At 57.0% G+C, this 22,115-nt stretch carries 16 protein-coding genes; 7 read left to right on the top strand and 9 right to left on the bottom strand.

Annotation, left to right across the window (positions count from 1 at the left end; genetic code table 11):
- Positions 1 to 188 precede the first annotated feature (188 nt).
- Together P8Z34_05430 and P8Z34_05425 are read left to right on the top strand one after the other, a co-directional pair.
- A complete protein-coding gene (locus P8Z34_05430; protein MEJ2550106.1) occupies positions 189 to 1,028 on the top strand; it encodes a DegV family protein in 840 nt (279 codons plus the stop codon).
- A 31-nt stretch (positions 1,029 to 1,059) separates the two neighbouring features.
- The gene (locus tag P8Z34_05425; protein MEJ2550105.1) at positions 1,060 to 1,746 is read left to right on the top strand and encodes a hypothetical protein; all 687 of its coding nucleotides are present in this window, start codon (positions 1,060 to 1,062) and stop codon (positions 1,744 to 1,746) included.
- A 154-nt stretch (positions 1,747 to 1,900) separates the two neighbouring features.
- Here the strand turns inward: P8Z34_05425 and dnaA are convergent, their stop codons facing one another.
- The 4 genes from dnaA to P8Z34_05405 all read right to left on the bottom strand — a co-directional run bounded on the left by dnaA (position 1,901) and on the right by P8Z34_05405 (position 9,961).
- Positions 1,901 to 3,244 carry a chromosomal replication initiator protein DnaA gene (gene dnaA, locus P8Z34_05420; GenBank protein MEJ2550104.1) on the bottom strand — a complete coding sequence of 448 codons (1,344 nt, stop codon included), beginning with the start codon at positions 3,242 to 3,244 and terminating at the stop codon, positions 1,901 to 1,903.
- Positions 3,245 to 3,842: 598 nt separating this feature from the next.
- The gene (gene radA / locus P8Z34_05415; GenBank protein MEJ2550103.1) at positions 3,843 to 5,219 is read right to left on the bottom strand and encodes a DNA repair protein RadA; all 1,377 of its coding nucleotides are present in this window, start codon (positions 5,217 to 5,219) and stop codon (positions 3,843 to 3,845) included.
- A 151-nt stretch (positions 5,220 to 5,370) separates the two neighbouring features.
- On the bottom strand, positions 5,371 to 7,863 hold the full coding sequence (locus tag P8Z34_05410; GenBank protein ID MEJ2550102.1) for an ATP-dependent Clp protease ATP-binding subunit: 2,493 nt from the start codon (positions 7,861 to 7,863) through the stop codon (positions 5,371 to 5,373).
- A gap of 145 nt (positions 7,864 to 8,008) precedes the next feature.
- Positions 8,009 to 9,961, bottom strand: coding sequence for a S1 RNA-binding domain-containing protein (locus P8Z34_05405; protein ID MEJ2550101.1), 1,953 nt, complete (start codon positions 9,959 to 9,961; stop codon positions 8,009 to 8,011).
- Positions 9,962 to 10,083: 122 nt separating this feature from the next.
- On the opposite strand from P8Z34_05405, the gene P8Z34_05400 reads away from it, so the two are divergent.
- Together P8Z34_05400 and P8Z34_05395 are read left to right on the top strand one after the other, a co-directional pair.
- Complete coding sequence (locus P8Z34_05400) at positions 10,084 to 11,124, top strand: ATP-binding protein (protein ID MEJ2550100.1); 1,041 nt, start codon at positions 10,084 to 10,086, stop codon at positions 11,122 to 11,124.
- Positions 11,060 to 12,070: a VWA domain-containing protein gene (locus P8Z34_05395; protein MEJ2550099.1), complete on the top strand. Its 1,011-nt coding sequence runs from the start codon at positions 11,060 to 11,062 to the stop codon at positions 12,068 to 12,070. The genes P8Z34_05400 and P8Z34_05395 overlap by 65 nt, the downstream gene beginning before the upstream one ends.
- A 63-nt stretch (positions 12,071 to 12,133) precedes the next feature.
- Here P8Z34_05395 and P8Z34_05390 read toward each other — a convergent pair whose 3' ends face one another.
- The 3 genes from P8Z34_05390 to P8Z34_05380 form a co-directional block, all read right to left on the bottom strand.
- A complete protein-coding gene (locus P8Z34_05390) occupies positions 12,134 to 13,363 on the bottom strand; it encodes a ribonuclease H-like domain-containing protein (protein MEJ2550098.1) in 1,230 nt (409 codons plus the stop codon).
- A gap of 256 nt (positions 13,364 to 13,619) precedes the next feature.
- Positions 13,620 to 15,536, bottom strand: a complete 1,917-nt coding sequence (locus tag P8Z34_05385; GenBank protein ID MEJ2550097.1) for an ATP-binding protein — start codon at positions 15,534 to 15,536, stop codon at positions 13,620 to 13,622.
- An 83-nt stretch (positions 15,537 to 15,619) separates the two neighbouring features.
- Entirely contained in the window at positions 15,620 to 16,810 is a 1,191-nt protein-coding gene (locus P8Z34_05380; protein MEJ2550096.1) for a response regulator, read from the bottom strand.
- Between the two features lie 335 nt (positions 16,811 to 17,145).
- Here P8Z34_05380 and P8Z34_05375 point away from each other — a divergent pair, with 335 nt between their 5' ends.
- The 3 genes from P8Z34_05375 to P8Z34_05365 are packed head-to-tail and all read left to right on the top strand — an operon-like array spanning position 17,146 to position 20,462.
- Positions 17,146 to 18,051 carry a DnaJ C-terminal domain-containing protein gene (locus P8Z34_05375; GenBank protein MEJ2550095.1) on the top strand — a complete coding sequence of 302 codons (906 nt, stop codon included), beginning with the start codon at positions 17,146 to 17,148 and terminating at the stop codon, positions 18,049 to 18,051.
- A gap of 50 nt (positions 18,052 to 18,101) precedes the next feature.
- Positions 18,102 to 19,301 (top strand): trypsin-like peptidase domain-containing protein, encoded by a 1,200-nt coding sequence (locus tag P8Z34_05370; GenBank protein ID MEJ2550094.1) that lies wholly within the window; start codon positions 18,102 to 18,104, stop codon positions 19,299 to 19,301.
- A gap of 48 nt (positions 19,302 to 19,349) precedes the next feature.
- Positions 19,350 to 20,462, top strand: a complete 1,113-nt coding sequence (locus P8Z34_05365; GenBank protein ID MEJ2550093.1) for a hypothetical protein — start codon at positions 19,350 to 19,352, stop codon at positions 20,460 to 20,462.
- An 89-nt stretch (positions 20,463 to 20,551) separates the two neighbouring features.
- Here P8Z34_05365 and P8Z34_05360 read toward each other — a convergent pair whose 3' ends face one another.
- The gene (locus P8Z34_05360) at positions 20,552 to 21,214 is read right to left on the bottom strand and encodes a hypothetical protein (protein MEJ2550092.1); all 663 of its coding nucleotides are present in this window, start codon (positions 21,212 to 21,214) and stop codon (positions 20,552 to 20,554) included.
- Positions 21,201 to 22,097, bottom strand: a complete 897-nt coding sequence (locus P8Z34_05355; GenBank protein MEJ2550091.1) for a hypothetical protein — start codon at positions 22,095 to 22,097, stop codon at positions 21,201 to 21,203. Before P8Z34_05355 ends, P8Z34_05360 begins: the two co-directional genes overlap by 14 nt.
- Between the last annotated feature and the right edge of the window lie 18 nt (positions 22,098 to 22,115).

The following is a 22,115-nucleotide window of genomic DNA, read 5'->3' as shown; positions in this document are numbered from 1 at the left end:
TCCATCGTATCGAGAAATCTACGCGCGATAGACCTCACGACACTCAAACCGCAGGGCCGTCGACAGTGAGAACAGAGGCCAACAGCCGCTCTCCGTGTTAATCGTATTAAGCTTTACGAACCGAGGGGAGCGTCACGAGACTGTGAGCAGGCGGAACCATCTTGCACCACCCAGGAGGATGATGTCCAATGATTAAACTAGTTGTCGACAGCACCTGTAATTTACCCGAAGATATCATCAAGAAATACGACATCCGCGTTGCCCCCATTTCGATCCAATTCAACGACGAGACCTATGAAGAAGGCATTGACATCGATCGAAGTCTCTTCTATCGCAAAATCGAGGAATTGGGCATCATCCCCACCACCTCGCAACCCACACCAGCCTGGTTCGCGAAATATTACCGTGAGTTGGCTGGAAAGGGGCACAGTATATTGGCCATCACCATCACATCCAAACACAGCGGTACGTACGATTCTGCGATCCTGGCCAAATCGATGGTAGAAGAAGCCCAGGTCGAGGTATTTGACTCCCTGACGATATCCCTCGGCACGGGTTTCATGGTTCTCGAGGCAGCCCGCGCCATCGAGGCCGGACAGGACATGCGTTCCATCCTTTCCCGTCTCGAGCAGATCCGTTCCCGCAGCAGTCTGATCTTTACCCCGGCAACGCTCAAATATCTGCAGATGAGCGGCCGCGTCGGTCTGTTGAAAGCAGCATTGGGATCCGTATTGGATCTCAAGCCGATCATCACGCTGGAGGACGGTTCATTATCGGTGAAAGAAAACGTGCGCACACGCGCGAAGGCGATCAATCGCATTATGGAACTAACAGAAGAGGCCGTCGGGACGAGCGATCCGGTCAACCTCGGTGTTTTCCACGCCAACGTCGAAGCAGAGGGCAAACAATTCCTCGAGAAAGCTCGAGAGCGATTCAACGTAAACGAAGTCCTCTTCGCCGATCTCGTCTCCTCGTTGGCCGTACACGGTGGACCGGGAATACTGGCGCTGACCGCCTACCGCGTCTGACGAGAAGACACAGCAGCAGTCGAGGGCTCGCATGAACGACTTCAAGGTCATAAATCGAACCGGGTGGTTCGGATTGGCAGGCGTGCTCCTGCTTGCCCTCGAAATACCTCTCTGGATCATTCCCGGCACGCCACCGCTCATCCACGACGCCGTAGGGCACAGTCAATTTCTGGCCGACATCCGGGGCATCGCACTCACACGGATCTTGATCGACATGGGAATGTACGCCTGCCTGATGGTCATGTTTGCCGGCTTCCGTTTTCTGATCATCGAGACGCGGCCCGAATACGAATGGGCCGGCACACTCGCTCTCGCGGCGGGTGCCGTCTGGTGGGCGGTATCACTCGTCGCCGACTCACTCGAAGGGGCTGCAGTTCTCGACACGCTGGGAGGCATGGCCGATCCGACTGCCGTCAGGGCGCTGGTGGAGGCCACGCTGCTCATATACAACGGCTCGATCGCATTCGCGGTGACGGGACTCTTCATGGCTGCGGCGGGCTACGCGATCGTGGCCAGCGGGGCACTGCCGAAGTGGACCGGCTGGCTGGCCTGGATCAGTGCTGCGCTGTGCGTTGTTGCCATTCCTTCCATGTATGCGGATGTCGTCGACCACAACGGCTTCTACAACGTCGCAGGCTGGGGACCCGCAATCGTGGCCAACGTACCCCCACTGATCTGGCTGCTCACGGCGAGCATCTTCATGATTCGAAAGCGGTAATCGAAACGTCCACCTGGTTATTTTGAACCTCGAAAGTGAGTGTTGATTCGACGCTGGATTGAAGTTACGTGTTTGCGGGACAGGGAAAGCAAGATGGACACTGACTGTGAATCAATCCCCCTCACATCCTGAAATTTAGTACAACGCCGTTGAATTAAATGACCACGCCCGATTCCTGATACAGCCGCTCGCGCACGCTGCTGACCTGTCTCCGCAGACCGTCGTCCGTTTCGAGAAGATCTTCGATCTTTTCACACCCGTACATGATCGTCGTGTGATCGCGGCCTCCCAGCATCTCCCCGATCGCCGGGAGTGACGCCGACGTTTCCGTACGCAGCAAATACATCGCCACCTGGCGTGCCAGGGCCACGTCGTGCGCACGGCCTCTGCCGACCAACCGCTCTTCTTCGATGTGAAATTGATCGGCGACGCTTTGAATGATTTGATCCGCCGTCAAACCATCTCCTCGCGGCAGCATATCGGCGAGCGCGGTTTCAACCAGGTTGACGTCGAGCGGCGCCCCGCTGAGATCGGCGTACGCCAGGACTCTGGTCAGCGCACCTTCCAATTCCCGGATGTTGGTTTGCACCCTGCGGGCGATCGCCTCGAGCAAGGAGGGATCGATGGAGCGGTTGGCCCGCTCGGAATTGAATCGAAGGATCGCCAGACGCGTCTCGTAATCCGGCTGCTGAATGTCGGCGGTGAGCCCCCAATCGAAGCGTGAACGCAGCCGCTCCTCGAGCGTGACCAGGGCTTTCGGCGGACGATCGGACGAAATCACGATTTGTTTATCCTGGCTGTGCAGCGCATTGAAGGTGTGGAAGAATTCTTCCTGGGTCGATTCCTTCCCGGCGATGAATTGAATGTCGTCGACCAGCAAGACATCGATCTTCCGATATCTGCCGCGGAAAAGCTCGGTGGTGTGATTGCGGATGGCGTTGATCAGGTCGTTGGTGAAATCTTCGGAAGAGGCGTAAAGCACGTTCAGCCCCGAGGCGAGACAGGCGTTCCCGACGGCGTGCAGCAGATGTGTTTTCCCCAAACCAACTCCACCGTAGAGGAAAAGCGGGTTGTAGGCGCGCGCCGGGCTCTCGGATACCGCCTGCGCTGCGGCGTGCGCCAGCCGATTGCTCGTCCCAACGACGAACGTTTCGAATGTGTAGCGGCTGTTGAGATTGCAGCTGGGCGTTTCCTTGCCGGAGATATGTTCCTTCTTCATCCACAGGGGCGTGATCTCTTTTTCGTCCACTTCGTCTTGCCAGACCACAAAGCGCACGTCGACGCTTGCCCCCACCATCCGGGTAAGCACACGCTTGACGGTTGACAGCAAACGCTCTTGCAACCAATCGCGTGCATATGCGTTCTGTACGCCGATGACGAACGATCCATCTTCAAAAGTCAGCAACTCTGCATCTCGTACCCAGGTGTCGAATGTCGCTCGTGGCATTTCCATTTGCAGTTCCCCGAGGGCAGCCTGCCAGAGTTGCTTTGCGTTCATCCACGCCTCCAAGCGTTGTCTCGTAAGAATCTCGAGCCAATCGCAGTAAATCATCGTATTGGGTTTTAGCTTTCAATTGTTCGGTTGTACTGCGTGTTGGTGTTCAGCCGCCGAGGATGCGGCTGTGCTCCATATGGGCAAGCTCTTATCATACCCCAGAGTGCTCTCCTCCTCAGTACAGCCCACCTCTCACGTGGATGGATTGTAGCAAATCAAGCGCAGTGATTCAATAAAATTAACCTGCTCCTCCTTAAAAAGATTTAAAATTTTAAGATCGATTAATGTTAAAGGAATAGGTTTCTTTCAATTATCCATATACCGCCTGGCAGATTCCATTCGTCTGCGCATATGCCCAAATTATGGGAACATTATTCCTTATACCCCCACATTTAAGGTTGTTGCGAGGAGGGATCAAGTGCATCCTGGTTGGAAATGTGAAATCTTAAAATGTTAAAACCAAGAAATCCTAACCAAACGCCAAACGCAATGCGAAAAATCGCAGTTTCGTTGATACCAGCAAACCTTGTCACACCGTATCGTCAACCGTTGATGAACGTCGCCTATCCCCGATCTGGACAAACGCCTTTCTCGCCGAACTTTAAGACCCGCCAAAAGCGGTTTCGAGCGCCTCGCCTACAGAGCGGACCGGAACGATCTCGATGCCGGCCGGTGTTTTCTCTCCCACACGCGCTCGTTTGGGCACGAGTATGCGCTTGAATCCAAGCTTCGCCGCCTCTTTGAGGCGGGATTCAAGCTGCGAAACGGTCCGCAGTTCCCCGGACAAGCCGATTTCGCCGATAAGCGCCAGGTTTGCCGGGAGAGCTTTATCCCGGATCGAGGAGGCCACCGCTGCCGCCACCGCCAAATCCGCCGCAGGTTCTTGCACGCGAAGCCCGCCGACGACGTTCACAAACACGTCCTGATCCGCGAGCCGCAAGCCGACCCTGCGCGATAACACCGCAATCGTCAATAACAGCCGGTTGTAATCGACGCCGTTCGCCGTGCGCCTCGGATGACCGAAAGACGTCGCACTGGTCAGCCCCTGGATTTCGACGATCAGCGGACGAGTGCCCTCCATGGTCACGACGATGGCAGAACCGGGCGCGTTGACCATCCGTTCCGCCAAGAAGACTTCCGACGGGTTCTCGACTTCCACCATGCCCGTCGATTGCATCTCGAACACGCCCACTTCCGTGGTGGCGCCGAAGCGATTCTTCACGGAACGCAGCAGGCGGTAGGCATGAAAGGAGTCGCCCTCGAGGTAGAGCACGGTATCCACGATGTGCTCGAGAACCTTCGGGCCGGCGATCGAACCTTCCTTCGTGACGTGTCCAACGATGAAGGTCGCAACGTCGCGCGCCTTGGCGAGCGCATGCAGCCTCGAGGCACACTCGCGAACTTGAGAGAGCGAACCAGCGCTGGATGAAATGTCCGAACTGTAAATCGACTGGATCGAATCCACGACCACGAGCATGGGCGCCAACGATTCGATCTGCGCCATGATGGCTTCGAGATTGGTTTCGGTCAGCAGGAAGAAATCCTGCGGCGCTTCGTCCTGCGAGAGCACGCGGGATACCCGGCCCTTGACTTGCCGGGCAGATTCCTCACCCGATACATACAGCACCTTTCCATTCGCTGCAGTGCGCGCTGCAGCCTGCAGCAGCAGCGTCGACTTCCCAATTCCCGGCTCACCACCGATCAATACCACGGACCCCGGGATGATCCCGCCGCCGAGAACACGGGAAAATTCGTTCATCGTCAGGGGAACACGATCGTCTTGCATCACATCGATCTCTGCAAGTCGACGCGGCGTTGAAGCTGCGCCTGCGTCCCCCGCTTTTCTCCCCGCCTTCTTGGGAGCCACCACTTCTTCGACCATGCTGTTCCAACTGTTGCACTGCGGACAACGCCCCATCGGTTTGATGGAGATCTTTCCGCACTGCTGACATACATATTGGGTTCTCGATTTCGCCACGCCGCCTCCTCCCGAGGATTATAACGCCTGGTGGATCAAGCAACGATTTACCGGTCTGGATTGGCTCGTCGAATTCTAATAAAAAAACGGAGTGGATTTTGATCCACTCCGCTGAACGAATAAATGGTTTGGTCGCCGTTCACGGCCTCGCTCACCCTGCCGGCACGGCCTCCTCGGTCTGATCTTCCGGTTCAGGATCCTTCTTTCGCAAGACAATCTCGCCGTCTTCCGCGTCGATCAGGATAACATCGCCCGCCTGGAATCGATCGGAAAGCAGGGCGTCCGAGAGCTTGTCCTCGACCTGGCTCTGGATGACTCGCTTCAACGGCCGAGCTCCCATTTCGGGATCGAAACCCAGGTCCGCCATGAGTTCGCGGCCTTCGTTGGAGAGTTCGAGAGTCATTTCGTGCTCGACGAGACGCTCGGCGACTTTGGCAAGTTCCAGATCCACGATCTCGATGATCTGCTCCTTCGTCAGGGCATGGAACACGATGATCGCGTCCACGCGGTTGATGAATTCGGGGCGGAATACCTTCTTCAACGCTTCGAGCAGCTTCTTGCGCATTTCGTCGTACGCCAGGCGCTCTTCCACTTCCTCGTCGCGCGGCAGATCGAAACCGAGAGATGTCTGCCGGCGGATCATCTCAGCGCCGACGTTCGAGGTCATGACGATGATCGTATTGCGGAAATCAACCTTATGACCGCGCGCATCCGTGAGATGCCCCTCTTCCATGATCTGCAGCAGCATGTTGTGCGCTTCCGGATGGGCTTTTTCGACCTCATCGAAGACCACAATGGAATACGGACGGCGTCGAATGGCTTCCGTCAACTGGCCGGCGTCATCATACCCGACGTACCCAGGAGGAGCACCGACCAGCCGGCTGACGCTGTGCCGCTCCATGAACTCCGACATGTCGATCTGGATCAAGGCATCTTCGGTGCCAAAAATGAATTCCGCCAGCGCTTTGGTCAATTCGGTTTTTCCCACTCCCGTGGGGCCTAGAAACACGAAAGAGCCAATCGGGCGCTTCGGGTCCTTCAAACCAGCGCGGGCACGACGGACAGCTCTGGAGATCACCTGTATTGCGTCGTCCTGCCCCACGATGCGTCTATGGAGCATGTCTTCCATCTTCAACAGATGCTCCGACTCTTCTTCCGCCATCTGCATCACAGGGATGCCGGTCCACATCGAAACGACTTCAGCGACATCCTGTTCCGTCACCAGCGGACCATCGACGGCATGATCCCAGGCGTCGCGCAGTTCGTCCAATTTTTCCTCGAGTTCGGTTTGCCGCTCGATCAACGCTTCTGCGTCCTCGAAACGCGCCTCATCCACCGCAAGCGTGTGGGATTCGCGCGTGTTGCGCAGCTCAGTGATCGTTTCTTTCAGGGACACCGCTTCCGGGCTCTTGTACATGCGCACCCGAGAAGCCGCCTCATCGATCAAATCGATGGCCTTGTCCGGGAGGAACCGATCCGTTACGTAGCGAGAAGACAGGTAGACCGCAGCTTCGAGCGCTTCGTCTGATATTCCCAGCTTGTGGTGCTCTTCGTACGGTCGTCTCACGCCGCGGAGAATATCGATCGTCTCCTCGATCGACGGCTCCTCGACCATGACGGGCTGAAAACGCCTCTCCAGCGCGGCGTCGTTCTCGATATTCTTGCGATATTCGTCGAGCGTCGTAGCGCCGATGACCTGAAGCTCCCCGCGTGCCAACGCCGGCTTGAGGATGTTGGCCGCGTCCACCGAGGAACCGGCCGAACCGGCACCCACGAGCATATGCACCTCGTCGATGAAAAGAATCGAGTCGGAAGACTTGAGCTCATCGATCACGCGTTTGAGCCGTTCTTCGAACTGCCCGCGGTACATCGTTCCGGCGACCAGAGAGCCAACGTCCAATTGCAGCACGCGTTTCCCCAGCAGAGGACCCGGGGTTTCGCCTGCGACGATCCGCTGCGCCAATCCCTCGATGATCGCCGTCTTGCCGACGCCCGGTTCTCCGATCAACGCCGGGTTGTTTTTGGTTCTACGGGCAAGAATCTGAATGACGCGTTCGATTTCCTGTTCTCGGCCCACCACGGGATCCAGCTTGTTCTCCTCTGCCAACGTGGTCAAATCGGTTGCCAATTGGTCGACGAGCGGCGTCTTCTCGCGTTTCTCCTTCCGCTCCTGCTGCGAAGACCGCGACATCCTGCGAGTCGGGGCTTCCTGCAAAAGCCGTCGGGTTTGCCGACGAATTTGTTCCGGCGTAACGCCCAGGCGGCGCAGGACATCCAGGCCTACGCCTTCTTTCTGACGCACCAATCCCAGCAGAAGATGCTCGGTCCCGATGTAATGATGACCCATACGGCGGGCCTCTTCGATCGCAATCTGCAGCACCTGTTCCGTTCCGGGCGCCAATTCGATCCGGCCGCCCTTGTGACGGCCGATGCCCATCAGACGTTCGACGACTTCCTTTACACGCGCCGGCTCCAGGCCCAATTCGCGCAACACGCGGCCCGCAACCCCGCCTTCCTCGCGGATCAAGCCAAGAAGAAGGTGTTCGGTGCCGATGTAATTATGATGCATCCGCTCAGCTTCTTCGTGCGCCAAGCTGAGAACGCGACGCGCTCGCTGTGTAAAACGCTCCATCTTATCGGTCACGACCCAGTCCTCCAAATAAAACCTTCGAGACCAAAACTTACCTTCCTCATTTTACCAAAATATCCTATCACACCTGCTCGATTAGGAAAAAAATACCCTGCGAAATAAAAGACCGGGTTCCTTGTTCAGGCGCCCGGTCGGATTTCTACTTCGTATCGACCCCTTCATCCTGTGGATCGTCGGATGGTGGATCACCGCCCGTATCTGCGCCCTGGGATTCTGCCGACGATGGCTGCGCCTGTTCCTCCCCGGGCTCTGCTATTTCTGGAGTCTTCGTATCCTCGGCTTCGACTTGCGCTTCATCTGCGGCTTCCATTTCTACAACATCGCTTGCCGCAGCCGTGTCCTCCGCAGCCTGCGCTTCTTCCTCGGCCTCGTCGGCTTCGACTTGCGCTTCATCTGCGGCTTCCGCTTCTGCCACGTCGCTCGCCGCAGCCGTTTCCTCCGCAGCCTGCGCTTCCTCCTCGGCTTCGTCGGCTTCGACTTGCGCGTCATCTGCGGCTTCCACTTCTGCCACGTCGCTCGCCTCAGCCGTTTCCTCCGCAGCCTGCTCTTCCTCCTCCGAGGTTTCGACTTCGGGGGTTTCGACTGCCTCTGCTTCGGTCGTGCCGGCTTCGGCATCTTCCGCGGCGGCCGTGTCTTCCTCGGCGACGGGGATGTCTTCGGTCACCGCTTCCAACGCCGCGTCGAAATCCTCCACCTCGCCTTGCGTCTCGTCTTCCGATTCGCGGGCCTGCATTTCCTGCATCGCCGCGCGCCAATCTTGTTCCGAATACTCGGCAGATGAGACACGCTTGAGACTCAATCCAATCCGCCGCCGGTTGTGATCGATTTTGATAATGCGCAGGCTGACGACTTGTCCTTCCTGCACCACTTCGCGCGGATGTTCCACGCGATGATCGGCCAACTCTGATACGTGGATCAAACCTTCAATGTCATAGTCGCCCGTTCCGGCCAGTGAAGCGAAGGCGCCGAAATCGGTCAGCTTGGTGATGGTGCCTTCGACCAGTTGTCCTTCTTCGAAATTCTCGACGATTTGATCCCACGGATTCGGTTCGAGTTCCCGGATGGAGAGGCTGATGCGCTTCCGCTCTTTATCCACACCGAGCACTTTCACGTCGACCTTCTGCCCCACTTTGAGCACTTCCCGAGGATGGGAGACCCGTTTCCAAGAAATTTCGGAAAGATGCACCAGCCCGTCCGCGCCACCGATATCCACGAAGGCGCCGAAGTCGGCCAGGCTGATGACGTGTCCGGTGCGGGCCTCACCGATCTCCAGATCGTCGATGAGCCGCTCCTTCAGTGCGTCCCGAGCTTCTCGAGTCGCAGCACGCTCGGACATGATCAAACGATTGCGGCTCCGATCGACTTCGAGTACCTTGGCGATCACGGGGTCGTCGACCATCTTACCCCAGCGCTGACCCGGCGTGTTGCCATGCGCCCGCCGGCGTCTGGAGAGACTTACCTGGGAAGCGGGAATGAAACCTCGCACGTTCCCCAGTTTAATGATCAAACCGCCCTTGTTGTAGCCGGCAACCGTGCCTTCATACAAATCCTGGCTTTTGAGAAGTGATTCTGCGAGCTGCCAATCGCGTTCCTCTCGAGCCTTGGACATGGAAAGCATCAACTGCCCATCGCGCCCACCGGACCGCAACACGTAGACGTCTACCTGGTTGCCAACCACCATTTCGCTGCGCTGTTCGTCCGTCAGGCGTTCGAGTTCTCGTGAGGAAATGACCCCCTCGGACTTGGCACCAATATCCACCAGTACATCCGATTCCGTGACGCGCGCGATCGTACCAACACGAATCTCGCCTCGGCGAGGCATCTCTAAATCATAGGATTCCTCCTCGAGCAACAAGTCCATCGGATGTGTTGCTTCGTCGGAATCCGTAATATCTTCAAAATCACGAACCTGGCTGGAAGATTGAGACTCATCTTCCTCTGATTTCTCGGCGGATGTGTCTTCGGGCTCTTCTTGTACCTCCTCCACCTCGGATTCGCTTGCTTCGAGGGCATTCATCGGCGCCTGTTGCGACTCTTCAATTGTCTCCTGCGAAGGTGGCTCGGCGCCAACGGGCTCTTGGTCTTGGCTCATAAATATCGGCTTTCTCCGTTTCGTATTGTTATGGAGGCATTATAAAGGCGAAGCGCGCTCTTGACAACCTCTGTTGGATTCCGGGAGGGCGTTTGCGGTATAATCCGGCCGGAGATCGTCCTATGGCTAGTGTATATCCATTTACCGCTATCGTCGGCCAACACCGCATGCTGCGCTCCCTGGTGCTCAATGCAGTCAATCCGCGCATAGGCGGCGTTTTGATCCGCGGAGAGCGGGGTACGGGGAAGTCTACCGCGGCGCGTGCGCTCGCCGCCCTGCTGCCCGATGTAAAAGTCGTCGCCGGCTGTCGCTTCGGGTGCGATCCGGATCGTCCGACGACGTGGTGTACGGAATGCAGGGAACGAGTCGAACGAGGCGAAGACCTGCCGGTGGAAACCCGGAAGACGTCCTTCGTCGATCTTCCCGTCTCCGCCACCGAAGACCGGGTGGTCGGCACACTGGATATCGAACGTGCGATCAAGGAGGGCGAACGCCATTTCGAACCCGGCGTTCTCGCGGCCGCCAATCGAGGCATGCTCTACATCGACGAAGTGAACCTGCTGGACGACCATGTCGTAGACGTGCTGCTCGACTCGGCGGCTCTGGGCATGAACATCGTCGAACGCGAAGGCATCTCCTTCAGCCATCCTGCCCGCTACATCCTCGTCGGCACCATGAATCCCGAAGAAGGAGACCTGCGACCGCAGCTTCTGGATCGCTTCGCGCTCTCCGTCGAAATCCGAGGGCTCACGGATGCGGAAGATCGAGTGGCGATCATGGAAAACAACCTGGCCTACGAGCACGATCCCACACAATTCCGCGAGCAATGGATGGAGAAAGAGCGTGAACTCTCCAAACAGATCGAAGCCGCCCGGGAACTCGTCGGGCACGTGAAATATTCCAAGCATGACTTGCTGCTCATCGCCAGACTCACCTCCGAACTGCAGGTCGACGGTCACCGTGCAGACCTGGTGATTCTCAAGGCCGCGCGCGCCCATGCGGCATTCGAAGGCCGGGATGCCATCACCGAACGGGACATCGCCCTGGCGGCCGAGCTTGCACTGCCGCACCGCCTGAAACGCAGTCCCTTCCATCAGGTTGAAGTTTCGATCGACGAACTGCAATCTCAGATCGAACACAAGGAGTCAAAGCGTAGCGGGTGAAAGCACCCAGGAAGCGGAACGCCAAGATCAAGCAGAACCCCACAATCAATCGCCGAGTGATTCTCTGCACTCGCGATGGTGGGAGGGCGGAGAGAAGGTAAAGACCGGACAGTCCTTCTCGCCTCGGCGACTGGAGGGACAGCTCGACCGGTTAACCCGCCGCCAGGGCGGACGGCGAACCCGGACCCGCACCGATCGGAAACGCGGCCGCTACATCCTGGCGAGGCCGGCGAGAGAGAAACCTGCCGACATCGCCTTCGATGCGACCCTGCGAGCAGCTGCGCCGTTCCAAAAGAGAAGGAAATCAGAGGCAGAGCATCGACGCTTTGCCATCGAACCCTCCGATCTTCAAGAAAAAGTGCGCGTGCGTAAAGCTGCAAACTTGATCCTGTTCGTCGTCGACGCCTCCTGGTCCATGGCCGTTGCAGAACGAATGTCCGCCACCAAAGGTGCGATCCTGTCCCTGCTCACGGACGCCTATCAACGCCGCGATCGCGTCGGCCTGGTCGTCTTTCAAAAGGACCGCGCCATTACCGTGCTGAAACCAACCAACTCCGTCCAACTCGCCCAATCGACACTCGCAGACATCCCGGTCGGGGGTAAGACTCCGCTCTCAGCCGGATTGTTGATGGCACAAGAGATTTTCCAGAAAGAACAAAATCAGAATAAAGACTTGATACCCTTGATGATCCTGCTAACCGACGGAGCCGGGAACGTCTCCATGAGCCATCAACCGCCCCAACAAGAAGCCCATCGCATCGCTGACCGGATACAAGAAGCCGGCATCCGATCTGTGGTTATCAACATGGAACATGCGGCGTTCGACCAGGGATTGGCGAAGGCGCTCGCCGATCATCTCGGGGGTCCGTGTTACACGCTGCAAGAACTCCGCGCCGATCACCTTTACATGGCGGTGAGGCAAGAAATCAACCGCGTGAACGAATGAACGCAGCGCTGCGTCCGCCTGCTGCGGCACGGCAGTATTCCTCTTCGCCTAAATTGCCAACGATCATTCAGCTGGAATCTTGTGCGCCAGGCGTTTCAGACGGTGCTCGATTTCCGACCACATCTTGTCTCGCCGCCAATCATCCGTCCAATATGTCAGACATTGAAGCGCCTCTTGCGCCCAATGCCGCGCCGCGGGGATATCCTCAGCGTACCACTCATGATATTTCGCCAATTCGATGCATGGGCGCGGGTCATCCGGCGCAATGGAATGCCAGGTTCCCCAATACCCGATGGCCTCATCCCGATGATCTGTGCGCTTTAAATACGTAGAAAAATAGCGCAGCGCGTCCAGGCGGACTTCTTCTCCTGCGTTTTCGAGTGCCGACTTAAAGGCTTTCCTCGCTTGCACATCCCGTCCGTTTTCCAGATGCCAGCGCGCCAATGCCAGTGCTTCCGCACCGGATAGATCCCCCGGATCTCGATCTTCATGCCGCTCGAACACGTGGACAGCGAGTCCGACAAGGCTGAGAATGTCGATCGCATTATGATAGAGAACCCGCGTCATCTGCCGGGCGTCGCCCGTGTGCAGGTAATCGAGATACATGCCGGGAATCTGCGCGCCCGGGACATCTTCATCCGAACGCTCGACGCCCAACAACGTCCGCTCGATCGTCCCCAGACTACAATCGGGAAGGCTGCGCCGCCACAAACGCCGCGCCGGATGGAGAAGATCGATCTGTGGTAACGAACTCAATGACCAATGCTTTCGCAATCCAAGCATGTAGCGCATCTCGAGCAAGGGCACGTCAAACACACGACCGTTGAAGGACACGATCGCAGCCGCATTCTCGATGTCTTCTTGCAGAGCGTGAAGCAATCCCGCTTCTTCGCCCGGCTCCCGCAGAAAGTACTGGCGCAGACGGAAATGATCGCCCGTAAATCGTCCCACGCCGACCAGAAAAGCAATGGTTCCTGCACCGCCGGCCAGGCCGGTGGTTTCCGTATCGAGAAAAAGCATGTCTTCAAAAGAGACCTCCGCGAGGTTCGGCTGCCGTACTACCTGCGCGGCCAGGTCGCTCTTGAAATCGAAAATTCTTGAGAGTTCGCAGCCGGCATGCTCATAATCCCGTGGATACAATTCCTGGATGCGAAAGGCTTTTCCGTGCGGGGTATCCAGCTCATCGCCGGGCGGCAGATCCACAGGGCGCGGCCGTGCAGCTTTCAACTCTGCGCGTTTGCGCGACTTTCGCCCCAAGCGTTTCAAGCGCCGGCGAAGTGCATCATCACTCATCACCCATCCAACCCCGTTGCAAAGCCAAACGCCTTATCATACGAACATTATATCGCTCGTCCGACCGGGGACACACGGATGATTGAATCTGCGATCTTCCCCATGAATGGAAAAGCGGCTGCAGAAAAGGATGTATGTAGAATAAATTGCGCAAATCAAGCAGGACTTCGTTTGCTTTGAATCGAGGGGATTTGATGGAGGTGATGATTTGCGACACGGGACGAGTTCGATCCCGGCCAGTGTTCATGCGCAGCGCTTATTCCTCCGCAGCCAGCAGCACAACCGTGAAGGTCGTTCCTTCCCCTAGTTTCGAATCCACCCAGATCCTGCCGCCGTGATTGTCGACGATCGACTTTACGATCGAAAGGCCGAGGCCCGTGCCGGGCATGTCGTCGGGGATGTTGCTGGCGCGGAAGAATTTATCGAACAGGTAGGGCTGATCGGCGGGTGGGATGCCGGGGCCATTATCGATCACGCGCAAGATAACCTGCCCACCCTCCGCCTCCGCTTGCACACGAACCGTACCGCCTTCGGGCGTGTACTTGATCGCGTTGTCGATGAGATTGCCGACCATCTGGCGCAGCCGGACCGGGTCTCCGTTCACAAGGGGCAAGCCCTTGTCGAGTTCGATATCCAATTTAACGCCCTGGCTTTCTGCAACGCCCTGCAAACTCTCCACCGCGTAATGTGTGATCCTATCGATAGGCGTATTTTCCCGGGCGATGTCCAGGCCCGCCTCGATGCGCCCCAAATCCAACAGATCGGTGACCAAATCCGTGATTTGCTGGACGCTGAAACGGACCCGCTGCGTGAACTCCTGCTGTTGTTCGTTCAGTTTTCCGGCGCGCTCGATCAGCTCCACGTACCCCAGAATCGCAGTGAGCGGGGAACGCAAATCGTGCGAGACCGTGGTAACAAACTCAGACTTGATGCGATCCAGATTCTTCAAATGGGTGATGTCGTGTAAAACGATTGCCTGGCCGACCCCCTCAATCGGCGTGCACTGCAGATTGAAGATGCGTCCGTCCGCGGTTTCTATATCGTCTTGATGGGGGACTTTTCCGGCAGTTCGCAGCATTTTCAAGATCTTGGGTTCGTCGAAGGCCTCGACAATCGATCGGCCCAGAAAATCACCCTCGAGCCCAAATGCTTCCTGCGCGGTGCGGTTGATCAACCGGATGCGGTTATCCGGATCGACGACGATCACACCGTTTTTGATTTGACGCAGGATGGTCTCCAGCTGGATTCGTTCCATTTCCGAGTGCGCGAACAGGCGCGCGTTTTCGATTGCAATGGCCGCGTAATCGGCCATGGCCGTGATCACGGTCATATCTTTCTCGGAGAGGACGCTGCCCGCTTTGCGGTTATCGACCCCCAGTACGCCGATCACCCGGCCGCGCACCTTGAGCGGCACGTAAATCAACGAGTGGACCAGATAGGACGTCTTGATCTTCTTGGGCGTCGTTTCATCGAGAATCACCGGTTCACCCGTCGAGACGACTTTCCCGGCCAGCGAATCGCGCGTTTCCAGGCGAAAGGCGGTAGCAAAATCCTCGTCGAAATTCTTCGAAGCGCGCATATAGAGTTCGCCTGTCTCCTCCTCCAGGAGCAGCAGACTCCCTTCTTCGGCGCCTGTAAGCCGCACCGCAGCTTCCACGACCGTGGTCAGGACTTCGTCCAGATCCAACATCGCGGTGACCGTGCGCCCGATCATGGACAACGCTTCGAGTTCGTGGATGCGATGCTCGATCGTCGCGGTCTTGTCCGCTTTCGTTTTCAGCAAGCCGTCTGAGAGCCGGCGTTCCCGCTCGGCGAAAGCGCGTTTGACCGCTTCCAACATCTCCTCGGGCTCGAAGGGTTTCGTGAGCATGTCCGTCGCCCCGGCGCGCAGGGCTTCGACCGCCAAAGCTTCCGATCCTTCGCTGGTGACCAAAATCGTCGGAATGCTGGGGTCCTTCCGGCGAAGTCGCTGGATCAATTCGATGCCGGTTAAGTTTGGCATCTGCTGATCGGTGATCACCAGAGCCGGTTTGTATTCCTGGACCAACGTCAGCGCCGACAAACCATCCGCCACGGATTTGACCTCATACCCCGCAGGCGTGAGGATACTTTCCTCCAGACTGAGGCGGAAGTCCTCGTTATCGTCGACGACCAAAATCATTTTTTCACTCATCGTGTTCTGACACTTTAGATCGTAGCACAGTCATGTACGCCGGATGAATAGGATTTTCGATGCGCATGCAAGACTCACTGGATTCATGATTCTTCCGGAACTGGCCGGGTTTTGCCCGGTGAAGTCTCGGGCGCTTCGTTCACCTGCTTGATCAATGCCACCAAGTCCTCGTCTACGGTATGCAAAGCTTTATGAAGGTCGCCTTTCTCAATTCGCTGTAACAACACGCCGATTTGCGCCCTCGCCGCTCGTAAACCGCGCTCCAATCCCGACCGCCATTCTGCCCTGGCCTGAGCGTCCATATTGGCTTCCCCCGTCACGCGCTGCAAATGATTGGCTCTGGCCTCAAGCGCCTGGAAAAGTCGAGCGTTGACCAGGGAGATCGAAGCGTAATCCGCTACGGCTTCGAGCATGGCCTGGTCCCGCTCGGAAAAACCGCGACCTTCCTTGCGGGCGACGGCCAGCACGCCGATGGGCTTGTTTCGCACCTTCACCGGAGCGATCAACGCAGCTTTGGCGAACTTATCGATTTTGAATTGTGATAATCCCTCCCCCTTGATCGCCAAAGCCTCTCCGGAAAGCATCACCAAACTGCTCACGCCGTCTTCCCACGTTTGATGCAGTTTGGCGACGATGCCGGGCGGCATGTCGGCTTGCGCTCGCAGCAGCAATTGTCCACTTTTCTCCTCTTCCAACAAGAGCCAGCCCATATCGGCCTCTGTGACGAAGAGGCTGCCTTCCATGAGCTTGTCGAAGAGCTGACTCTGATTGGTCGTGGACGTGACCGTCTTGCCGATCCCAAAGAGCGTGGTCAATTCGCGTACCCTGTGTTCGAGTTGGCGGTTACTGTCGGCCAATTGCTGGGCAAGCCGCTGCCGTTCGCCTCGCAGCCGGGTTTCGTTGATCGCCCGTTCCACCGCAGTAAGAACTTCCGCCTCGCGCAGCGGCTTCTTCAAGTAATCGTTTGCACCCAGACGAAACGCCTGGATGGCGTCCGCCTCCATACCCTCCTGCGCCATGACGAGCGTAGGAAGCTCAATTCCTTGAGAACGCAATGCGACGAGAAGATCCTTTCCACTGAGGCCCGGCAAGGTCATACTGGCGAGAATGAGATCCGGCATGAAAGTAATCGCCTGCTGAATCGCGGTAGCCGCATCGTTGGCGACCGCCACCTCATAACCGAGAGGCGTAAGCACCTCTCGCTCGAGAAGGTCCAGCACGTCGGGGTCTTCGTCGACGACGAGTACCCTTCCCAGATCGGAAGAAACAGCCATGCCGGTATAATAGCACGGAAGAATTTTCGGGGGGAGTCGAGCAACCCGCGTCTTTGCCTCACTCCGCCATACTTTTCATCGAGATCCCTGCAACCCAACGGCCTACGAACGCCGGAGTGTCTCTCCGCTGCGGCGGGTTGCCGGCCCCGATTTTTCCAACACGGGCTGCGTCCTGGCGCGGATTGGAGGTGCTCGCCTGCGCGGAAGAGCGCACATTTTTCACTTCATGTCGCAAAAAGAGAGCACGACTGTTAGAATCATGTTAAAGTCGTTTGCGGCATCTTGACTCTCGTTCTTGGCGCCCCTTAGAATTCAAAGTAAGGATTCACAACTGCATGGAATACAAGGATTACTATAAGATCCTGGGGGTGGAACGTGACGCTTCGGAAGCGGAAATCAAACGCGCCTACCGATCGCTGGCGCTGAAATACCATCCCGATAAAAATCCCTCCAGTGATGCGACAACGCGCTTCAAAGAAATCAACGAAGCATACGAAGTCCTCGGCGATCCTCAAAAACGCTCGAAGTACGATCAACTTGGAAGCTCATACAAAGCCTGGGAGCGGATGGGCGGACGCGGCGGGAGTTTCGACTGGTCGCAATGGACGAGCGGCTCGCCCGGCGGGGTGCACGTCGATGTCGGGGATCTGGGTGATCTTTTCGGCGGCTTCTCCGATTTCTTCTCCGCGATTTTCGGCGGCATGCCAAACCAAAGTCAAACGTCCGCATCCAGGCGTTCCATGCGCGGCCAGGATGTCGAACAATCCATACACGTCAGCCTCGCCGAGGCTTACTCGGGCACGACGCGAATCCTCCGGCAAGATGGGCGCAAGCTCGAGGTGGTCGTCCCCGCCGGTGCGAAGAGCGGAATGAAGCTGCGCATCAGCGGACAAGGCCATTCGGGCCAACGCGGTTCGGGCGACCTGTACGTCAAAGTAAACGTGAATCCCGATCCGCGTTTCAAACGTAAAGAGAACGATCTCTACACGGACGCTGCAGTAGATCTGTATACCGCCGTGCTGGGTGGCGAAGCGCACGTGCCCTGTCCGCAGGGAGACCTGGTGTTGACCGTTCCCCCCGGGAGTCAACCCGGGAAAGTGTTTCGTCTGAAGGGAAAAGGAATGCCGGACGTGCGCGGTGGATCCAGCGGCGACCTTTACGCCACGCTCAGGGTAAGCCTGCCGGAAAAATTGTCCAATGAAGAAAAAAAGCTGTTCGAAAAATTATCTGGACTTCGGTAGTACCGCCCATGGATCCGGTATCGAAAATAACTGGGTAGAGGAATGAAGTTATGAAAATTAGAAATGGTATTATCACGATCGTGATTCTGATCTCCTTTCTCGCCATCGTCACGTGCAACAGCCTGTCGACTTTGGGGGAAAACGTCATACAAGGTCTGGAATCTACGACCGGCGCTCAAAACAACGCAGCCGAAACGGAAGTCGAAACGGCTGATGTTGAAGAAAATCCTACCGGGATCGGAGATCTGGACCTGGCAGACATCTATGATCGTGTCTTGCCCGGCGTGGTCACGATCTATACGTATGCAGACATCGGCGATAATGGCGATTCGAGACCATTGGGCCAAGGATCGGGCTTCGTCGTCGATCAAGACGGCCACATCCTAACCAACCAGCATGTTATCGAATCCGCATCTGAAATCGAAGTTGATTTTCCGTCCGGATTGAAATCCTGGGCGGATTTGATTGGCACGGATCCCGATTCCGACTTGGCCGTGCTCGAGGTCGATGTCCCTGCAGAAGATCTCGTCCCGATTCCGTTCGGAGATTCGGACCAGGTGCGGGTGGGGGAATTCGTCATTGCAGTCGGAAATCCGTTCAATTACGAAGGCACGATGACGCTCGGCATCGTCTCCTCCAAAGGCCGCACCCTTGAATCCATCAACCCGGCTCCCGGCGGGTCGTTCTTTTCGGCCGGAGACTTAATCCAAACCGATGCCGCAATCAACCCCGGCAATTCGGGAGGACCGCTGATCAACATGCGCGGCGAGGTGATCGGGATCAATCGGGCCATTTCCACAGAGAGTTTCAGCCCGACCGGCAATCCCGTAAATTCCGGTGTGGGATTCGCCATTCCCATCAACATCGTAAGCCGCGTTCTGCCATTCTTGATCTCGGAAGGAAGTTACGAATACCCCTATCTCGGCGTTCAAAGTCTTGGGGAATGGAATCTGCGCACGATCGAATCGCTGGGTTTGCCGGCCGACGCCCTGGGCGCTTACCTCACATGCGTGACAGAGGGCAGCCCTGCCAATGAAGCGGGACTTATCGGCGCCGGAAGCTGCGGGGACCCGGAAGTACATCCGGGCGGAGATCTGATAATCGCCATCGACAGCCACCCCGTCAGCCGTTTCTCCGAACTGCTTGCGTATCTGCTCAAACACACCGAAGTCGGGCAAGTCGTAACTCTGACCGTTTTACGTGATGGGGAAACCATCGAGGTACCGCTGACCATCGGCGCCCGCCCATAACGATCCGGTCAGTCGACACGAATCCGAATTCTCGGATTGGAGGGCATGATGCTGACGGAACGAGATCTGAAAGAACTCATCGAATATCGACCCAAGAATCCAGTTTTGAGTGTTTTTCTGAACACCGATCCTGCTTCCGGGTCGAACGAAGTTCATCGCCTGCAACTGCGTCAAATGTTGAAAGCCTTCGATGAAGAGGCCGAAGACGATGTCGATGTAATCATCCGCTTCGTGCAGCACGAGTACGATTGGAGCGGCAGAAGTCTGGTTGTATTTTCGTGTGCGGAGGACGGTTTTTTTCGCACTTTCTCACTTTCGCTTCCATTGCGCAGCCGTGCTCGGCGTCTAAATCGGCCGTACGTAAAACCACTGGTCGACTTGATCGACAGTTATGGCCATTACGGTGTTGCGCTGGTCGACAAGCAAGGTACGCGGCTATTCAATTTTCACCTGGGCGAGCTGAACGAAATCGAGGGCACACTCGGGGAACCCGTGCGGCACACGAAACGCGGCGGAGGATCGCAGAGCCCGGGCAGGAGAGGTGGAGTCACCGGACAAACACGCTATTCCGAAGAAGTCGCCGAACGCAATTTAAAGGACGCCGCAAATTTCGCGGCCTCTTTTTTCGACCAGAAGCAAGTCCGCCGGGTTCTGATTGGCGGCACCGAAGAAAACGTGGCTCGATTTCTGGAATTTCTTCCCAAACGTTGGAAGTGCCTGGTCATGGGCACCTTCCCGATCGAAATGACGGCTGGCCACGTGCAGGTGCTGGAAAAGGCGATGAACGCCGCCAAGAAATTCGAGGATGAACGTGAGGCCCGCCTGGTGGAAGCGGTCGTAACCGCGGCCGCAAAGGGAGGTGAGGGCGTCATTCGACTAGGTGACACGTTGGGTGCCGTGCAAGCCGGCAACGTGCAGACGCTGGTTGTCAGTGAAGGATTCCGGGCAGCGGGATATCGCTGCGTCAGCTGCCGTTTCATCTCCGAACAGAAGCTCAAACGCTGTCCCTTCTGTTCGAGTCCGATCGAAAAAATCGAGGACGCCGTCGAACTCGCCATTCGACAGGTTTTGGCCGACGGCGGCGAGGTCGAGGTGCTGCACGATAACCAAGCCCTAAAAAAGGCGGGGAACATCGGCGCCGTGCTGCGCTATAAAACCTGATCGATGTCTCGCAAGAACGAAAGTTGACATAAAAACCGCGGCGTTGGATTCAACGCCGCGGTTTTCGTCTCAGTAAAACTCCCCGCCGGTTACTCCGAAAACAAGGAACGCTCCAGCGCGAGCAGATTGGCGGTGAGGCGCTCGAGATCCTGGTCAAGGGAGAGCGGATCCTGCCCCAAATTGTCCAGCAAATCTTTCAATTGATCCCGCAAAGCTTGAACGGCCGTCGTTCCGTCCGCACCGAGCCCGGCCTGCAAACTCGCCAGGCGGTCATCGGTGCCCGCCAGAGCAGCGCGTATCCCCACCAGGTCATCTTGCCCCAGGGCGACGCGTGCCGAAGAGACATCGACCAAGGCGTTGACCAACTGCACGTGCAAGTTCGCCTCGTCGGCCTGCGCCTGAATGTCTGCGATTTTTGCGTCACAATCCGCGCGGACGGATTCCTCAATCGTTGCTCGTTCCGCCTCGAGAGTCGAGACCTGACTTTGGAGGTCGTTGTTCTCCGTGCGGATGTCACGCACCAGCGTGAACCAGGCGACACCTACGCCCAGCCCAAAAACGACGGCCAAACCGATCACCCACAGCAAGAGTTTGCGCACGAATCCCTTGACCCGGTCCATTCGCCCGGAAGGGGGTTTCGGCTTCTTTACTGTCTTCTTCTTCCCGCGAGTTTTTTCCACGACATCACTCGATGCGGCTGATGCATCGAGCTCCGAGCGTGTTTCTTCATCACGATCATCATTGGGAACCATCGACATCCTCCTCCGGCACGGATTCTGTGGGCTGCGCTGTCGGAGTCACAGTCGCCACAGGCAGCACAGAGTAATCCGTAGCCTCGATCAGCAATTTCCAGGCAATTTCCAACTCGTCGGCGGCGATGACCGGTGACTGGCGAACGTCGTCAAGCGCCAGTTCCAGCCGCTTGACAATCGATTCCAACGTATCGATCTCCTCCGGCGTTCCTTGCTCGATCATCGCGTTCAGCACGTCGGCAGCCGCTGAGATGTCATCACTGGCAAGCCCCAGGTTATCGTGAATCAACGATACCCTCGCTCTCGTCAGCAGCGCCATCGTACGCACCAATTGCAGTTGGTACTGGAATTGATGCGCGGGGATACCCAGCGCATCAAGCTCCGCTTCGATCTCATCGATTCGATCCGCGAGTCCCAGGATGGTTAATTCAACCTCGCCGACATCATCCGGCAGGAGCGCCAATGCGGAGACCTCATCCGCATGCTCGTCCTGCAAGCTGCGCAGCCGTTCCACTCGAGCATCCAGCGCAGACAGGTCTTCCGCTTGAACGGCCAGCCGCCCCTCGAGATCGACCAGGCGCTCATCGAGTCGATCCATTTGGGTTTGGATCATCTCGTTCGAAGATGTCAGATCCTGCTCCAATTGGTCCAATCGCTGCGAATTTTCCTGCACCGGTGCGATGAAATCTCGATACAACTTCGGGATTCCATAATATGTCGCAGCGCCCAAACCGATTCCAAGAATGAGAACGACGATGATTCTCAAGAGGAAGCCGAGAAAGCGCCGAAAGACGCTCGGTTCTCCTCCCCCATTTACGTCCTCATCTTCATATTCTGCTTCAGATTCTTCTTCCCATTCGGGGCTTTCGAATTCTTCTTCCATATTGTTCTCCACCTAAAT

This window comes from Anaerolineales bacterium (assembly GCA_037382465.1).
In the GTDB taxonomy this organism is placed as follows: domain Bacteria; phylum Chloroflexota; class Anaerolineae; order Anaerolineales; family E44-bin32; genus WVZH01.
Note: the sequence above shows the minus strand (reverse complement) of the source record. Positions and strands in the feature narration are given on the sequence as shown.

Bases quoted from the DNA above. Each gene is read 5' to 3' on its own strand.
- P8Z34_05430 (MEJ2550106.1), top strand. From the start codon at position 189: ATGATTAAACTAGTTGTCGACAGCACCTGTAATTTACCCGAAGATATC.
- P8Z34_05425 (MEJ2550105.1), top strand. From the start codon at position 1,060: ATGAACGACTTCAAGGTCATAAATCGAACCGGGTGGTTCGGATTGGCA.
- dnaA (MEJ2550104.1), bottom strand. From the start codon at position 3,244: ATGAACGCAAAGCAACTCTGGCAGGCTGCCCTCGGGGAACTGCAAATG.
- P8Z34_05405 (MEJ2550101.1), bottom strand. From the start codon at position 9,961: ATGAGCCAAGACCAAGAGCCCGTTGGCGCCGAGCCACCTTCGCAGGAG.
- P8Z34_05400 (MEJ2550100.1), top strand. From the start codon at position 10,084: ATGGCTAGTGTATATCCATTTACCGCTATCGTCGGCCAACACCGCATG.
- P8Z34_05390 (MEJ2550098.1), bottom strand. From the start codon at position 13,363: ATGAGTGATGATGCACTTCGCCGGCGCTTGAAACGCTTGGGGCGAAAG.
- P8Z34_05385 (MEJ2550097.1), bottom strand. From the start codon at position 15,536: ATGAGTGAAAAAATGATTTTGGTCGTCGACGATAACGAGGACTTCCGC.
- P8Z34_05380 (MEJ2550096.1), bottom strand. From the start codon at position 16,810: ATGGCTGTTTCTTCCGATCTGGGAAGGGTACTCGTCGTCGACGAAGAC.
- P8Z34_05375 (MEJ2550095.1), top strand. From the start codon at position 17,146: ATGGAATACAAGGATTACTATAAGATCCTGGGGGTGGAACGTGACGCT.
- P8Z34_05370 (MEJ2550094.1), top strand. From the start codon at position 18,102: ATGAAAATTAGAAATGGTATTATCACGATCGTGATTCTGATCTCCTTT.
- P8Z34_05365 (MEJ2550093.1), top strand. From the start codon at position 19,350: ATGCTGACGGAACGAGATCTGAAAGAACTCATCGAATATCGACCCAAG.
- P8Z34_05360 (MEJ2550092.1), bottom strand. From the start codon at position 21,214: ATGGTTCCCAATGATGATCGTGATGAAGAAACACGCTCGGAGCTCGAT.
- P8Z34_05355 (MEJ2550091.1), bottom strand. From the start codon at position 22,097: ATGGAAGAAGAATTCGAAAGCCCCGAATGGGAAGAAGAATCTGAAGCA.